The following is a 15,718-nucleotide window of genomic DNA, read 5'->3' on the forward strand; positions in this document are numbered from 1 at the left end:
TCGTAATTTCACCTGCCCCCGTCGTCTCACTTGATTTCAAAAAAACGGAAATTTTCTCAGAGGTAGGCTTCTTTCGTGTACTTTTTCAACGAAAATTCAGTTCTGTTTTTCACTCAAACCGAACTTTATCGCATTTTCTATGGGTCTGGACATAAGTCTCCCATTACCACTACGGGTTTACAATCCTGAGGTATGTTGTTCTGCCTTATGCAAACTGAATTTTCGGCGGTGACTGACACCGTTCCCATAACTCTTCAATATTTATCGTTTCATAAATTACTCTGGTGACATTCAGGACAATACTCCTTGCCCTTGAGGTTATCTTGACAGCAAAATCAATAAGCTTTCTTCTGAATGTATTAGGATATACGGTTACCGGAATAACCTCTGCGGTAACATCTTGTTTGTATGCTTCGAAAATAAAGTGTGTAACTACCAGCATAAAATAATAGGCTCTGTTCATTCCAAAGGATTTAAAAGGAAGTTGTTCTCTGGTAGCAAGCTCTTTAATGCTACGATGTATCAACTCGTCGGCTCCTCTTTGGTGTGATTTTCGTATGATGGTATCAGCTTTAAACCACTCATCTCCACCGGATGCCCGAAGCCTTTTGTCAGCGACAGGACAGTTCCCGATATTGGTATAGATGACGCTGTCAGGCTTACCAAATTCCATTACGTACTGCCCGGTATCATCCCGGTGCAATCTGGTAAAAAAGCAACGACGAAACTTGGACCAGGATTTCAACTTGCTGGCAAATTCCGCAAATTGCCAGACTGCTTTATTTTTAGTGATTTTGCCCAAAGTGTCAATGGGTAAAGCCTTTACATATTCAGTAACATCATTGTACAATTTTCCTGTTGTAATGTAATGTATATTAAGCTCTTGCTCGAATATCTCGTACGCTTTCTGATCCGCAAACCCACTATCGGCGCACACCACAATAGGGACTTCTTTGGAGTATCTCTTGCGTATCAGATTTACTATAGAGCGTACCCTGTCGGTGTAATCTGATCCATGATTGGAATGAGCACTTCCTTTTCTAAAGGTCACGTCTATCAGAAACGAGCCCCAGCATATATGAAGTGGCTGAAACCCTTTCTTACGCTTGTAAGTGACCTCGCAACCTTCGCGTTTCGCAGCATCGTCATTATCCAAAACCATGGTGTCAATGCCCAGTTCTATAACTTTGGGTTTGGATATGTGAAGCCTCCAGATAAACAGTTCATTAAGTATCTTATTGAATACCGAGTTTGAAATAACGGACAGCTTCCCAAAAAAACGTTTGACCTGGTGAGAAGAGGCCAATTGGTCGGTCTTGCATTCAAGCAAACATGCATATCCTTCATCCTTTTTACTTTGATCAAAACTGCTTATGGCCATATTTGTGCCATCTATAAAAAATGCAACAATCTGTTTTACAAACTGTTGAAGCTGCAAGCCTTTGCTGTTTCCAGTAAGCAGAGAAGAAACATTACGCGATATTAGCCCATATAAGCCAATTTGCTCAGTGTAGCGAAGAAATAAAGGGAGCCCTCCACGACCAGAAATTTTATTGGTTGTAATGCCGATTTTTGTTATCTTCGTACTCATAAAAGATAGTCTTGTGCACCTAAATGGTGAAGTGTTGTTTTTTTATTTTAATACCTCTAAAATACACATTATCAAGGTTATAAGCAAGCTATCTTTTATTTTTTTTTGTATAAATCGCTCAATATAGGTATAAATAAGAAAAGTGAACGACCTGTATCGTCAAAAAAACAAAATGCTATTGAACCACTACTTCTTAATTACCGCGACCCTTTTTTATCAAAAAAAGACCAACCTTCTATTACCACGCCTAAGAATTTTACCACTTCACATTCTCAAATAAAAAAAATAGAAGAAAACAATGTACACTTTCGTTATTTAGGAATGTTTTCTTATGGTAATCAAAAGAGATATATTATAGAAATAAATGGAGCTCAACATGTAATTGAACAAGGAGATTGTATTAATAATCATTGCCGTCCGATAAAAACCGATTTTGATTCTTCGTTACTTTTAACCGGCTTATTATCAGTCGTTTCTTTTTATAATTTTTCTATTTTCAAAAGTAAGCCCCCCTGAAAAGGGTAAGCATCTCTAAATCCTGGTCATCTCGTTGCCAATCTCGTTCCGGGTTTTCTAAAAATTTTATCAAGTGCAGGTAATTAAACAGGTGTATCCTGCAAAATGACACCAGGTTGGAGAATGCCCAAGGCCGTTTCAACCGCTTCTGTATAACCGTGAGCAAGAGGTTCACGATCAAAGCGCAATATACCTGTATTTTTATCGCGTTCTCGTTATCCCCGAGGAAGTACTTCAGGGGGAAGTTTGATTTTAACTGCTTGAATAACAGCTCTATTTGCCATCTTGTTTTATACAAGGCCGCTATCATGTCGGGCCGCATCTCGAACAGGTTGGTGAGGAACTCGAACTTCCTTTTCAACACCCTGTCGTAGAACACCACCTTGCGCAACTTCAGCTTGCTCCCGCCATCATCTTCCTTCACGGTCACCTCGATGATAGTGTCTTCCAGCACGCCGCTGTGGATGCATTCATCGATGTAAAGTTCTTGCTCCACCTTGTAAACGGCGTTCTCCTTGATGCGGGTAACGAATCCGGCTCCCTTTTCACAAAACAGCTTGAAGGCTTTATAATCGTTGTATCCCTTGTCGAAGACGTAAATAGTGTTGTCATCCGGTTCCAGTTTCCTCAACAGCAGGTGATCGTTCGTGGCAGCGGATGAGAACCATATCATCTTGGGAACGGGCTCGTCGACATTGATAACGGTGTGCACCTTGATCCCCCCTTTGCGTTTACCGTTCGAGGGTGTTCTGCCGACGCACTTCAAGATGTCCTGGAACAAACTGATAACCGTGCTGTCGAAGATCTCGACCTGCTTGTTCAACACATCTTTAAAGCGGGTGTCCGAGATCACGTGTTGGTACTCGCGAAGCAGGTCGTGGTACACGCCCGAGAAGAAATCAACGCTCCTGCGCTTGTTGGCGTCCGACAAGGTGCTCCGGTAGGGTATGTGGCCGAGCTGGAAATGCCTGGTCTTGCCTGAAAGACCGAGCATTGCACCCGCCACCTCGCGCAGGGAGGAGCATTTGGCGAAGACGCAAAACAACATGCTTATAAGGTGATCCTTAGCCGTGAAACGTTTCACGTAATGATCGGCCTTGTACCGTTTGCTGTTTCGGGCGATAATCCTTGTATCTACCATAGATATGAGCTGTCCGAATACCGATTGTCCAAAAAAATAAGTACTTTTGTTCATTGTAGACTTGTTTTGTGATGAATACAAAGCTACAATTATTAGTACGACGGGCAAAACTCAAATTTGCCCGCGTACTTTTTCTAAAAAGTTTTTATCGGACAACAGTGATTAATAATTACAAATTACGTCATACCTCCATAGACTCTGTACTTTTCGAAAACGGGAAACAAACCTATTGGGTGAAACGATCACTATAAGATGAAAATTGCGAAAAAACTAAAAGCACAAATATTGCCGACAGTAATGGTTGTATCAACTCTTTTACTACTGTTAACATTTGTACTTTTGTCGCTGTGGGAATCGGATTTATGGCTATTTTCCCGGAATGAGTACATCGAAAAATGCCGTTCCAATATTGAATCGGCATATGTCTTATACGAGGCTCATCCTGAATTATTTAATGAAATGGATGATTCTTTATGCTTAAATCTGTATGATTCTATTGCGTCATCGGTAATTATTAAAAAAAAGACATGGGGATTATATCATTGGATTAACATTGCTTCCGATAACGCAAATATAAAACAACATAGGTTATACGGAATAACACCTTCATCGGTAAGCCAGTATAATTTGTATTACACTAATGGGCAATCTTCTTTAACTTTAGTAGAAAACACCAATTTACAAGGTTCTTTAGCATTACCGGAAAAAGGGATTATATACGGTCATTCAGGTAATCAATTCTTCAGCGGAGAACCAGTGTCTCCATCAAACATACAAATAAGCGAGGCTGAAATTCCACAACCCTCTCAAAACGCTAAAAAAGAGATTCAAAAATTAAGACAGCTTAAGCCATTGGAAATTATGAGTGACGACTCTATCAGTCAATCCTTTTCTGAAATGCCTCCTCTTATTTATGCCGTTAACGAATATGTAGGCAATACCATTTTATCAGGCAATATCATACTATGTGGAGATGATGTGATTATTGGTTCCAATGCGGTTATCGAAAACATTATTTTAATTGCCAATCGGGTAATTGTAGAATCAGGTTTTAAAGGATCTTTGCAGATCTTTGCCAAAGATTCTGTATGGATAGACTCAAAAGTCAAATTAACATATCCATCTGGTGTTTACAGTCAGAAATATATTGAAGTTCGAAATAAATGCGAAATTGAAGGATATATTATTGTGGATGTCGATAATTATATAACAAATGAATTAAACTACTATCAATCCAAAACATCCATTCTTAGGGGGCTTTTATATGTCAATGGAATTTCTCAGATTCAAGGAATTGTTTCGGGAAAGGCCTTTTTAAATCGTTGTATTTACAAATCAACAAGTGGATATTCAGTTGATTTAATGAGTAATATGTCATTATTGCAAAACGACTGGATTGCCTATCCCTTATGGGTAACCGATAACAGTCATAATCTCCAAATGATGCAGATATGTTCAGAAAACAAATGATAAAAGCTGAATCATTGGCAGAAGTACTTGTGGCTTCTCTTATTTTTTTACTCATCTTTGCCATTGGTCTGAGTTCCATTACAAAAATAACATTGCAACCAAAAGATCGGTGCAATATTATAGAAGCCGATTTCTATATAAAAAAAATAGTTAATGATTGTATTAACGGACATATTAAACAAGATTCATCTGTTCAATGTAAATGGGGATACATCAAAATAAACCTGGAACCATACAAGGATTATCAAGACCTGCAAAAAGTAGAAATAACAGCCACCTTAATTAAGGAACAACGTAAAATAATCAGAACCCAAATTATAAAACGATATGAATAGCAGTAAGAATAAAATAGCTGCATTTTCGTTACCTGAAATGTTGGTCGTTTTGATAATTATGGGTATTTTATTTCTCCTGGTTATGGACGGAACTGCCTTATTCATACAATTTGCGCAAAAAAAATCAAACACTATCGCAGAAAACGGCAAATTCTATGATGGTTATTATAAATTGAACGACTTGATTGTTTCTGCCGATTCACTAAAGATGAACAAAAACAATCAACTATATATATATCGCTCAATACCTGGACACTTACACATTAGCGAATCTTGCTTATTGTTTTCGTTTGCCAATGAAAAAAACGACACTCTGTTAAATACAAAAGTTTCAAATTTAACTTATAAAAAAGCCTTGATTGATAATAACGATTATCTGGATTCTGTATTTATAGATATACACCAAGATTCATTAAAAGTGTTACACTTGTATTTTGTGCATAAGCCATCAGAAAAAGAAATTCTTCGACAAAAATGGATGAACCTGGAAAAAAAATATCAATATGAAGAATAGTTCAAAAGCTTTTATCAAGGTGTCAGATAATAAAAAGGAGTTGATGTTCGCTGAATTATCCTCCTTACTTTCAGCCGGATTGGATTTCTCTCATTCTTTTGAATTGTTGATAGAAACTGAAGAACAAACAAAACAAAAACAATTCTTACAAAAAATATATCAGAAAGTTGTTCAAGGTAAAACGTTGCATAACAGCATTCGAAGTACAGCAAGTTTTTCAGCTTTAGACTGTGGCGTCATTTATATTGGCGAAGAAACCGGTCGATTGAACGATTCACTAGATTTTTTGGCAAATTACTACCATAAGAAAATTGAACAAAAACGAATGTTGTATTCAGCCATACGGTACCCTTTAATCATTTTAGCAATGACTATTATGGTCGTTATTTTCATGCTGTTAGTTATTGTTCCTATGTTTGAAACTGTTTATGCACGAATGAACGGAGAATTGCCAGCTATGACTCAATTTGTGATTGCAACATCTAAAAAATTGCCGTTGATTTCATTTTTCGTCATTTCTGCTGGCTTAATTGGAGGGTATTTACTTTATTCTAAACGGAATAACGACTCTGTACGTAAAACAATATCAAAATTTGTCTTGTTTATACCCTTTGTAAATAAAGTTATACGTCGGAACATGCAGGCTCATTTTTGTAAATTACTCTATTTGTTAATCAGTTCGGGTGTACCATTACTTAGCGGTATTGAAATTCTAAAAGATATTTTAACCTTTTATCCTTACCAACAATCATTAAAAAGAATGGAACTAGGTTTACAACGAGGGGAATTATTGAGCAACAGTTTACAGCAATTTCCTCATCTTTATGAACAGAAATTAGTGACTTTGCTGCGTGTTGGCGAAGAAACCAACCGCTTACCCGAAATGCTTGAGAAACAATCGACTAGTTTAACTCATGAATTGGAATATGAATTACAGAAATTAGGGAGCTTTTTGGAACCTATTTTAATATTTATTGTAGGTGTAATGGTAGCAGCTGTCTTGATTTCTATGTATTTACCAATGTTTAAATTGGGTGGTATCATGGGTTAAAACTGGCTCTTTTTTAGTAAGCATTCGGCCTAGTACATATTGCGATCAAAGTTTAAGCTTCGTTTCTTTGAAGGCAAAAAATGAGGATGACACTAACGACCCTCAAACAGCTCTATAAGGAATACCAGGAATCAAATTTAAGTGTACGAGACTTTTGTTCTAACCAGGCATTATCCCCTTCCAGCTTTTATTACTGGAGAAAGCAGTTGTGGAACACAGCACAAGAAGAACCTAAGTGCTTTATACCACTGGTTTTCGATTCAGTATCTGCTGAGCACCCAGTACGCGACAATCAATCCAGGGTAACCTCAAGCAGAACCGATGATATAAACTGCTTAACGGCACCTGTAGAACTTGTTTTTCCCAATGGGAGCAAGATGCCCTAAATTGGGTATAGATGACAATTATCCTCTTTTCATAATTTGCGCATTATAAATGTGGTGATAATCAGGCAAACACGGCTGATGGGTATAAATACCTCTTTTTGAGGGGGATAGCATCGCCAAATCAAAAATTTAATACATTCGTTTGCGAATTTCACCTTTCAGCCACAATAAATAGTATTGAACATTAAATTTTAACTCATGCGCAAAGTTTTTCTGTTTGTTTCGATTCTGGCCCTGACTCAGGTTGCTAATGCCCAACTAAGTGTTGGTACAGAGTTACGTAATCGCGGCGAGTACCGTGACGGTTATCAGAAACTGGCTGGTGAAGACAATGAAGCCCACGTTTCTGTATCTCAACGTACCAGAATTATTGTAAACTTTGAAAATGAAGATCTTAAACTGCGTTTCTCACCCCAGGATGTCAGAGTATGGGGTGATGAGGTAAATGGTAATAATAAACCATCTCTTGAACTCTTCGAAGGTTGGGTTGATATTAAGTTCCTCAAGAATAGCAGACTCGTTGTAGGACGGCAGGTGTGGAACTACGATAACCAGTTCCTGTTGTCTGCAGGAAACTGGAACCAACGCGGTACTTCACATGATGCGTTGCTTTACAAGTATAAATCAGGTGAGTGGGATTTCCATCTTGGTGCCGCCTGGAACTCAGCCAGTCAGACTCTGCAAAACAACTATTACCGCTCTAACCGTTACAAATCACTTAATCTGCTCTGGCTTCGGCATAAGGGGGAGAATGGATTATCGGCTTCTTTAACCCACCTTTCTTCTGGTATTACCGAATCGGACGAGTCCAATACAATCCGCTTCAGACATACTACAGGCTTGTATTCAGTTATTGAAAAGGGAGACTTTTCTGCTTTCGGTAATGCTTACTACCAATATGGTAAAAACAAGGCAAATATTGATGTTAGTGCATACTTGCTTGCAGCAGGTGCCAGCATTAAGGCAGGCGATCTGAAAACAGGTCTTGCCGGTGTTTACCTCTCAGGTAGGAAGAAAGACGACACAAACAAGGATAGGTTGTTCGACTACATCTATGCCAGTGGTCACGGTAATTTTGGCGATATTGACTATTTCAGGAGTTTTGCTACTGATACACGGGGTGGTGGTCTTGGTGATATCTACCTGTACTTCGATTATGCAATCAATGAAAAGGTAAATATCAAAAACACTAGCCACTATTTCACCCTTGCTCAGGAAGTCAATAAATATAACGAAGGAGGTACAATAATTGGTACTATCGATAAGAACCTTGGTTTTGAAAATGATATAGTGCTTAAGTATAAGTTCTCCAAGTCAGGAGCCTTCGAAAGTGGTTATGCTTTCTTCCTGCCAACCGACAACCTAAAGGATATTCAAGGAATTACAGATACAAAATATTCCCACTTCTTCTACGTTATGTTGACATTCACTCCCAAAATATATTAGCAGGGTATAAAGTGAATAAATGTAGAACTGTACTGTCGGGATTGACAAGTAACAGCAAATAGCAAATGCCCGAATAGGGGAGCACCGCTTGCGAGCGGTACTCCCCTTTTTACTTACTAAATGGAAAACAGACTATTCAACTTTAGTTAGTTCGCAGGTACTGATTACTTTGCCCTTGTTTTGGGTTACTGACTTTACCATACCAATATTTTCTGAATACCACTCGGTTACCTGATTTTCAACCTTGATAAAGCCCATGTCACTTTTTACTACTGAGCTGATTTTGTAACACTTGAAAGTTCCGGCAGGGGTGCTGATGTCTTCAACTGCTTCTACATTCCGGTTGGTGATGCTGACCGACATAGCCATTGATATAGGGCCCTGCATACTCATCTTCATGGAGGCGTCCTTTAGTTGCTGTCCTTCTTTCATGGTTGAAGGGAAATGCATATCATTGGTCTCAATCTTAAAGCCTTCGATATCCTTTACCTGCATCGACGAGATCATATTGCGCATGTCGATGTAAAAGCTTCCGTCTTCGCACCATGCATCAAACTCATACTTTAGTTCAGATTTACCCTTTGCATTGAGGTTCTCAGCCTCGATGGTAATTCTGCTCTGGTCACTATTCTTATTCTTGATCAAATAGGTAATGTACGAATCGACTTTGCCCGGCTTGGAAGAGTTGGCATAAGTCAGTTTGGTTCCTTCCTTTTGCGGAAAGAATAGGGTGCAGTCCTGTGCACTGGCAGCAAATGCACCAGCCATCAGCAGGCTAATGGTTAGGATGATTGACTTTTTCATGGTAGATTCTTATAGATTAACAAATAGGCTAAATAGTGTGCTTAAGTTCCTGAAATTTTGATTTGAATTCAACAGCGTTTTGATAAATGGGTAGTTTTCAGATGATAAAGAAAGGTATGAGACTGGTAGAAAACATTAATAAGGTGTCGGGATTAGAGCTGATTCAATGTGAGAGGGATTGCAATAAATAAAAAGAGGTCGTCACGGTAGTGACGGCCTCTCTCATCTGTTTGTCCTAATAAATCAATTATACCTAATTTGGACTAGCCATTTGTCCTATAAACCTGAAACTCTTACCAAGGACAATAGCAGGAGTTCCTGATGGGTTCTTTTTCTGGTGTTTTACTTCATTGCCTCAAAGAAGTCATTACCCTTGTCGTCAACTATAATAAAGGCAGGGAAGTTTTCAACCCTGATCTTACGAACTGCTTCCATACCAAGCTCTTCGAAGTCAACTACTTCAACAGACTTAATGCTGTCCTTGGCAAGAATAGCTGCAGGTCCACCGATTGATCCAAGATAGAAACCACCATGCTTCTTACATGAGTCGGTTACTGCCTTGGAACGGTTACCCTTTGCTACCATGATCATCGACCCACCCAGGCTTTGGAACAGATCTACATATGAGTCCATACGTCCTGCGGTTGTAGGTCCGAAGCTGCCTGATGCCATCCCCTTAGGTGTCTTGGCAGGACCTGCGTAATATACAGGGTGCTTCTTGAAGTACTCAGGCATTGGTTTGCCTTCGTCAATCATCTTCTTGATCCGGGCGTGTGCAATGTCACGTGCTACTATCAATGTACCACTGAGGTTAAGACGTGTCTTGATAGGATATTTTGAAAGATCCTTAAGTACCTCTTCCATCGGCCTGTCCAGATCAATATTGATTGGAGCGGCTAATTCCGGAGCTCTTTCGGGAACAAAGCGTGCAGGGTTCTTCTCTAGTTGCTCCAGGAATATACCATCAGCTGTAATCTTTGCCTTGATATTTCTGTCGGCGCTACAGCTAACTCCAAGACCAACAGGGCAGGAGGCAGCATGTCTTGGCAGACGGATTACTTTTACGTCATGTACGAAATATTTGCCACCAAACTGAGCCCCAATGGTACTTTCTTCGCATATCTTCTGAACTTTTGCTTCCCATTCCAGGTCACGGAAGGCTTGGCCACCGTCGTTTCCTTGTGTAGGCAGATGATCCAGATAACCTGTTGATGCCTTCTTGACTGTAGTGAGATTGGCTTCGGCTGAAGTACCACCGATAACCAGTGCAAGGTGATATGGTGGACAGGCTGAAGTTCCAAGATCCTTGATCTTTTCTTTGATAAACTTGGTCAGCGCTTCTTCTGTAAGCAGAGCCTTGGTCTGTTGATACAGGAAGGTCTTGTTGCCAGAACCGCCACCCTTGGTTATGAAAAGGAATTCGTATGAGTTGTCTCCTTCAGCGTATATGTCAATCTGTGCTGGCAGGTTTGTTCCTGTGTTCTTTTCATCGAACATGGTGTAGGGAACTACCATAGAGTAACGCAGATTCTTCTCCTTGTATGTTTCGAAAATACCTTTTGACAGGGCTTCTGCATCATGACCTCCGGTCCAGACATTCTCACCCTTCTTACCAATCACAATAGCAGTACCAGTGTCCTGACAGGTAGGCAGTTCACCTTCTGCTGAAACAACCTGATTGAGCAACATAGTGTGAGCCACAAAGCGATCATTGTCTGATGCTTCAGGATCCTTAAGTATGTTGGCAAGCTTTTCAAGGTGAGAAGCGCGAAGATAGAAGGATACATCGTGGATTGCTTCCTTGGCCAATAGTTCCAAACCTTTGGGGTCAACCTTCAATATCTTCCTGCCTTCTACTTCTATAGTTGATACATAGTCCTTAGTCAACAGACGGTACTCTGTAGTATCTTTCTGGATTGGGAAAGGTTTTTGATACTTAAATTCAGTCATAGTATTAAGCTTATATCTTTGGTTTTGTGCACTCTGAAAACAGGTTCCAAAATTAAAGAAATTTTTTGCTAATACCTTTCCGATCTGAAAATATCAGATATCATTTAGAATCTGTTTAAAGAAGGTTGCCCGACTCATCTCTTACCATCCCCTGGTCATCCACAAAATGAGAGTAGCGGTAAGCTGCTTTCTTCATACGGTCCATAATGGCCATACCTATTCCTTCTTCTTTTACTCTCACTGCATAAATCTGTTCTACTTCCGGATCATCTTCCAGATCATGCAGAACGGCAAACATATTTGCAGCAGCTTCGGTCAGGTCGCCTGTGGATGACAGTAAAACTATTTTGGATTTTGCTCCTTCAGGGATGGGATGCGGTTCAAATAATAAGAGGGCAGCATATTCCGGAAGTTTGTCGGGTACACTGTCGTGCAAATAAAGCGGCTTGCGAGGTGAATAGTGGCTACGCAATTGACCTGGTGCCTGAATATGCTTCTCCGTTGCGGACATAACAACATTTACACCAGGAAAATCTTGCTGCAACTGGTCCATGCTTATACCACCAGGACGAAGTATCTCGATGGTTTTGCCATTGACGGTTACAATAGTTGATTCAAGTCCAATATCAGTCTTACCTCCCTCGAGCAGATAATCTATGGTGCTTAGTTGCTCCTTTACGTGCTCCGGTGTCGTTGGACTGAGGCGTCCGAAGAGGTTGGCGCTGGGAGCGGCAACCGGTACTCCGGCCTGTTTTATCATTTTCAGTGCCACTTTGTTCCTTGGCATCCTGACTGCGACAGTCTTTAGTCCTGAGGTAACAATATCCGGAACTTTGGCAGTCTTAGGCCCCACAATGGTTAGTGGTCCCGGCCAGTATTTCTCCGCCAGTTGCATAATCATCGGTGAGATCGGCTTTTTAAAGACCGTCGGCAGTTCTTCTATCGAAGAGATGTGTAAGATTAGTGGGTCAAAAGAAGGGCGTTTTTTTGCTTCAAATATCCGTGCAACAGCCTTAGCATCAAATCCGTTCGCCCCTAATCCGTAGACTGTTTCGGTTGGGAAGGCAACCAGCTTGCCTTCCTTGATGAGTTTTGAAGCAAAAATCGTGTCTTTACCTGATTTTATCATTAGAGAAGCTCGTTGTTATCTTTCTCCAGCTTGAGCCTTTGCGCTTCCTGGTATGCCATCACGTTTTTGCGAATGGCTTCGTTGTGGTATCCAATTATCTTAGCTGCTGCGAGGGCGGCGTTGTCGGGCTCAAGAACAACCATGGGAGCTACTCCCGAAGGCATCCTCAGGCTTGAATAAACGTCAGCACCGGCAAACTTGTCACCATAAGGTGGGCAGGCAATCACAGGGCAGTGTGTTTGTGCATCAGCAAATCCGCTTAGCGCATTGCTGCGACCGGCTACAGTGATAAATACCACCGGTTCTTTTTCAAATTCCCTGATTATCTCAAGACATTTAAGGGGAACCTTATGCGCTGAGGCTATACGCATCACCGGGTCAAGTCCCAGATCAGCGGCAGTTTTGGCAATCTTGGACGACCACTCAAGGTCAGCCTTGGAGCCCATTATTATTACTACTTTACTCATATTATTGTGTTGAACCTGGTTATCCTGGGAATTATTACCAATGCGAATGGTCTGTCAAACAGCCTGATGTTTTGGAGCCTCAAAGGTAAATAATCTTTGTAAGATATTTCGGAAATATGTACTAAAGAAGTAATAAAAGTCTTCAATAAAACGTGAAAGAAAAAACCCGGGGTTAAAGAACAAAGCCCCGGGTTTCAGATACTATCAATATCATCTCTATTATTTCTTCGTCAGTCATGGTAGCAGTGTTAAACATAACATCGAAGAAATCAGTATCAGCTCTGTCTTTTTCAAAATAGTTTCTAAACTGTAGTCTACGTTTATCCATTTCGAGTGCTTCTCTTTTTGCATCAGAGAAGGTCATTCCGTATGCTTCTGCTACTTGTTTTGCCCTCCATTCAATAGGAGCCTGCAACTTGATATGCAGAGCCTTCTCGAAATCCTTTGTTATTGATTCAGCAGCACGACCTACGATTATTACATTGCCCTCACTTGCAGCATTGTAAATGAAGTTGGCTATCGTATTCTTAACCTTTACATCACCGGGATAATACTCATCTGAGAAAAAATGTGCAAGGTGATCGAAAAAACCTCTGGTGCGATAACTTGAAATGTCCTGAATTACTGAGGGGGATAGTTTTAACTGACGAGCTGATTCGTCAATGATTTCCTTACTTATCCACTTCCATTCTGCATCATGCCCCAATCTGCGGTTCTTCTCAGTAAAGGTGTCTGCCAGTTTTCTGGCTATTCGTTTGGCGGGGCATCCATATTCCCTGGAAATGGTAATTACCGGACCTCTGAGTTTGGGAGCTTCTTCTCTTCGCTTTTTACTTCCACTTCGCTCACTCATATATTTCAAAAATAGATTGTCCATACCTTGGCTAACAGTTTACTAATGATTTAAAGTATCAGAAATGTAAGAAAATTCGTCGAATTACCAAAAACAAAAAAAGGACAGATTTATAAAAATCTGCCCTTTCCCCTTAAATCAGCCTTGTTAACCAAATCCAAATCTATGAAAAGAAATCTGGGACAAAGGTATGTTGTAAATCGGTGAAAATGACTCAAAGCTAGTTAATTCATGTTAAGTCAGGAACATAAAAAAAAGGATGGCATTGCTGCACATCCTTAAAAACTGATTAACTAAATTCAAGTTTTATAAAAATCCCCGAACAAATATCTGTATTATTTACAATAACACGAAATGACTTAATGTTAATTATTGTTAATAGGGCCTGTGTATTATGTTTATATTACACCATAAGCAATGATAACTCCTGATTAATACCGGTTGATTAATCGGCAGATTAATTTATTTTTGCCACTTCAAAATCTGTTTTAATATGTTTAAAAAGATACCTCACACTTACGTTATCGTATTTGCCCTGATTCTTATTGCAGCAGTTGCTACCTGGTTTGTACCGGGTGGAGAATACCGTCCATCTGAGGTTCCCGGTGAGATGCCAGTCTTTCATAATATTGAAAGTCAACCTCAGACCTGGCAAGTCTTTTCTGCCATGTTCAATGGATTTGAGCGCCAGGCAGGTATTGTGGTCTTCATTCTGATGATTGGTGGTGCATTCTGGATAATTAACGATTCCAAAGCCATTGATGCAGGTATCAGTTCATTTTTGAAATTCACTGCCGGACTGGACAAATACTCATTTATGCGCAGGCTTGGGACCAACAATATAGTTATTGTCCTGATTATGCTTATGTTCTCAATCTTTGGAGCCGTGTTTGGCATGAGTGAGGAGACCATAGCTTTTATAATAATACTGGTGCCACTGGCCATATCAATGGGTTATGATTCACTTACCGGTGTGGGAATGGTCTTCGTGGCCTCTGGACTTGGTTTTGCTGGTGCTATCCTGAATCCCTTTACAATCGGTATAGCGCAGGGTATTGCCGGACTGCCTTTATTTTCAGGTATAGAGTATCGTATGATATGTTGGTTGGTGATTAACGTAGCAGGTATAAGCTTTATACTGCACCATGCCCATAAGATAAAGCGCAACCCTAAGGCTTCTTCTGTTTACGAGGAGGATGATCACTGGCGCAAGTTTGTTCACACCAAAGAGGACGATAACAAGGATATTACCTTTAAGTCCTCATGGTACACTTATTTTGCTATTCTTGCTTCACTTGTGCTCTTTTCAGTTTACTACCCCCAAACAGCACTCAAGATAGGAGAGAAATCAATTGAGTTTTGGTTCCTTCCTGCCCTTACTCTTGTATTCGCTCTTTTCGGCTTTCTGTCCCTACGCAAGTCTTCGGCAGTGTTTGTATTAAACCTGCTGGGCTTTACAATTATTTTCCTGATTGTAGGGGTGATGGGTTATGAATGGTATATAATGGAAATTGCAGCTCTGTTCTTTGCAATGGGTGTACTTTCGGGTGCTGCAATGGGCAAAGGTCCGAATGATATCACCAGGCTGTTTCTCGAGGGAGCTGGTGATATACTGTCGGCCGCCCTTGTGGTCGGCCTTGGTGGAGGTATTATTATTATTCTCGAAGACGGTAAGATTATTCATACTATATTGCACTCAATGGCCGGCGGAATGCGCGATCTGGGTCAGGTGGCGACCGTTGAGATTATGTATATGATACAGACTGCAATCAATATCGTTATACCTTCAGGTTCGGCCAAGGCTGCACTGACTATGCCAATTATGGCTCCTTTCAGTGACCTTGTGGGACTCTCAAGACAGGCAACTGTGATGGCTTATCAGTTTGGTGACGGTTTTACAAACCTTATCACTCCAACTTCAGGAGTATTGATCGGTGTGCTGGGAGTTGCCCGTATTCCCTTTGCCAAATGGGCAAAATGGATTGCTCCTTTGATCCTGATTATGATAATACTCGGAGCTTTGTTACTGATTCCGACAGTGACCATGAAACTAAATGGATTCTAG

15 protein-coding genes are annotated in these 15,718 nt (G+C 40.4%); 8 read left to right on the forward strand and 7 right to left on the reverse strand.

Annotated elements, in window-relative coordinates:
• Positions 1–205: 205 nt before the first annotated feature.
• Positions 206–1,591 carry an IS1380 family transposase gene (locus M9189_RS04595; protein WP_250722148.1) on the reverse strand — a complete coding sequence of 462 codons (1,386 nt, stop codon included), beginning with the start codon at positions 1,589–1,591 and terminating at the stop codon, positions 206–208.
• A gap of 105 nt (positions 1,592–1,696) precedes the next feature.
• Here M9189_RS04595 and M9189_RS04600 point away from each other — a divergent pair, with 105 nt between their 5' ends.
• Entirely contained in the window at positions 1,697–2,107 is a 411-nt protein-coding gene (locus M9189_RS04600) for a hypothetical protein (RefSeq protein WP_250724985.1), read from the forward strand.
• On the opposite strand, the gene M9189_RS04605 is transcribed toward M9189_RS04600, so the two are convergent.
• A complete protein-coding gene (locus tag M9189_RS04605) occupies positions 2,088–3,302 on the reverse strand; it encodes an IS4 family transposase (RefSeq protein WP_250723328.1) in 1,215 nt (404 codons plus the stop codon). The two genes, M9189_RS04600 and M9189_RS04605, sit on opposite strands and share 20 nt — an antisense overlap.
• A gap of 198 nt (positions 3,303–3,500) precedes the next feature.
• On the opposite strand from M9189_RS04605, the gene M9189_RS04610 reads away from it, so the two are divergent.
• From M9189_RS04610 to M9189_RS04630, 6 genes are all read left to right on the forward strand, one after another.
• On the forward strand, positions 3,501–4,718 hold the full coding sequence (locus M9189_RS04610; protein WP_250724987.1) for a hypothetical protein: 1,218 nt from the start codon (positions 3,501–3,503) through the stop codon (positions 4,716–4,718).
• A 14-nt stretch (positions 4,719–4,732) separates the two neighbouring features.
• The gene (locus tag M9189_RS04615) at positions 4,733–5,053 is read left to right on the forward strand and encodes a hypothetical protein (protein ID WP_250724989.1); all 321 of its coding nucleotides are present in this window, start codon (positions 4,733–4,735) and stop codon (positions 5,051–5,053) included.
• Positions 5,046–5,567, forward strand: a complete 522-nt coding sequence (locus M9189_RS04620) for a pilus assembly FimT family protein (RefSeq protein ID WP_250724991.1) — start codon at positions 5,046–5,048, stop codon at positions 5,565–5,567. Before M9189_RS04615 ends, M9189_RS04620 begins: the two co-directional genes overlap by 8 nt.
• Positions 5,557–6,618: a type II secretion system F family protein gene (locus M9189_RS04625; protein ID WP_250724993.1), complete on the forward strand. Its 1,062-nt coding sequence runs from the start codon at positions 5,557–5,559 to the stop codon at positions 6,616–6,618. Before M9189_RS04620 ends, M9189_RS04625 begins: the two co-directional genes overlap by 11 nt.
• Positions 6,619–6,704: 86 nt before the next feature.
• Complete coding sequence (gene tnpA / locus M9189_RS12930) at positions 6,705–7,004, forward strand: IS66 family insertion sequence element accessory protein TnpA (protein WP_419184189.1); 300 nt, start codon at positions 6,705–6,707, stop codon at positions 7,002–7,004.
• A 198-nt stretch (positions 7,005–7,202) separates the two neighbouring features.
• On the forward strand, positions 7,203–8,450 hold the full coding sequence (locus M9189_RS04630; protein ID WP_250724995.1) for an alginate export family protein: 1,248 nt from the start codon (positions 7,203–7,205) through the stop codon (positions 8,448–8,450).
• Between the two features lie 132 nt (positions 8,451–8,582).
• Here M9189_RS04630 and M9189_RS04635 read toward each other — a convergent pair whose 3' ends face one another.
• From M9189_RS04635 to M9189_RS04655, 5 genes are all read right to left on the reverse strand, one after another.
• Positions 8,583–9,254 carry a DUF3108 domain-containing protein gene (locus tag M9189_RS04635; protein ID WP_250724997.1) on the reverse strand — a complete coding sequence of 224 codons (672 nt, stop codon included), beginning with the start codon at positions 9,252–9,254 and terminating at the stop codon, positions 8,583–8,585.
• Positions 9,255–9,596: 342 nt separating this feature from the next.
• Positions 9,597–11,204 carry a fumarate hydratase gene (locus tag M9189_RS04640; RefSeq protein ID WP_250724999.1) on the reverse strand — a complete coding sequence of 536 codons (1,608 nt, stop codon included), beginning with the start codon at positions 11,202–11,204 and terminating at the stop codon, positions 9,597–9,599.
• A 115-nt stretch (positions 11,205–11,319) separates the two neighbouring features.
• On the reverse strand, positions 11,320–12,333 hold the full coding sequence (locus M9189_RS04645; protein ID WP_250725001.1) for an L-threonylcarbamoyladenylate synthase: 1,014 nt from the start codon (positions 12,331–12,333) through the stop codon (positions 11,320–11,322).
• Positions 12,333–12,800 (reverse strand): AIR carboxylase family protein, encoded by a 468-nt coding sequence (locus M9189_RS04650; RefSeq protein ID WP_250725003.1) that lies wholly within the window; start codon positions 12,798–12,800, stop codon positions 12,333–12,335. Before M9189_RS04650 ends, M9189_RS04645 begins: the two co-directional genes overlap by 1 nt.
• 172 nt (positions 12,801–12,972) lie before the next feature.
• Complete coding sequence (locus M9189_RS04655; RefSeq protein WP_250725005.1) at positions 12,973–13,653, reverse strand: cytidylate kinase-like family protein; 681 nt, start codon at positions 13,651–13,653, stop codon at positions 12,973–12,975.
• A gap of 493 nt (positions 13,654–14,146) precedes the next feature.
• On the opposite strand from M9189_RS04655, the gene M9189_RS04660 reads away from it, so the two are divergent.
• On the forward strand, positions 14,147–15,718 hold the full coding sequence (locus M9189_RS04660) for a YfcC family protein (RefSeq protein WP_250725007.1): 1,572 nt from the start codon (positions 14,147–14,149) through the stop codon (positions 15,716–15,718).

It is taken from the genome of Xiashengella succiniciproducens (assembly GCF_023674465.1).
In the GTDB taxonomy this organism is placed as follows: domain Bacteria; phylum Bacteroidota; class Bacteroidia; order Bacteroidales; family Marinilabiliaceae; genus Geofilum; species Geofilum succiniciproducens.

Coding starts and splice junctions, on each gene's coding strand:
- M9189_RS04595 (WP_250722148.1), bottom strand. CDS start 1,591: ATGAGTACGAAGATAACAAAAATCGGCATTACAACCAATAAAATTTCT.
- M9189_RS04605 (WP_250723328.1), bottom strand. CDS start 3,302: ATGAACAAAAGTACTTATTTTTTTGGACAATCGGTATTCGGACAGCTC.
- M9189_RS04610 (WP_250724987.1), top strand. CDS start 3,501: ATGAAAATTGCGAAAAAACTAAAAGCACAAATATTGCCGACAGTAATG.
- M9189_RS04620 (WP_250724991.1), top strand. CDS start 5,046: ATGAATAGCAGTAAGAATAAAATAGCTGCATTTTCGTTACCTGAAATG.
- M9189_RS04625 (WP_250724993.1), top strand. CDS start 5,557: ATGAAGAATAGTTCAAAAGCTTTTATCAAGGTGTCAGATAATAAAAAG.
- tnpA (WP_419184189.1), top strand. CDS start 6,705: ATGACACTAACGACCCTCAAACAGCTCTATAAGGAATACCAGGAATCA.
- M9189_RS04630 (WP_250724995.1), top strand. CDS start 7,203: ATGCGCAAAGTTTTTCTGTTTGTTTCGATTCTGGCCCTGACTCAGGTT.
- M9189_RS04635 (WP_250724997.1), bottom strand. CDS start 9,254: ATGAAAAAGTCAATCATCCTAACCATTAGCCTGCTGATGGCTGGTGCA.
- M9189_RS04640 (WP_250724999.1), bottom strand. CDS start 11,204: ATGACTGAATTTAAGTATCAAAAACCTTTCCCAATCCAGAAAGATACT.
- M9189_RS04645 (WP_250725001.1), bottom strand. CDS start 12,333: ATGATAAAATCAGGTAAAGACACGATTTTTGCTTCAAAACTCATCAAG.
- M9189_RS04650 (WP_250725003.1), bottom strand. CDS start 12,800: ATGAGTAAAGTAGTAATAATAATGGGCTCCAAGGCTGACCTTGAGTGG.
- M9189_RS04655 (WP_250725005.1), bottom strand. CDS start 13,653: ATGAGTGAGCGAAGTGGAAGTAAAAAGCGAAGAGAAGAAGCTCCCAAA.
- M9189_RS04660 (WP_250725007.1), top strand. CDS start 14,147: ATGTTTAAAAAGATACCTCACACTTACGTTATCGTATTTGCCCTGATT.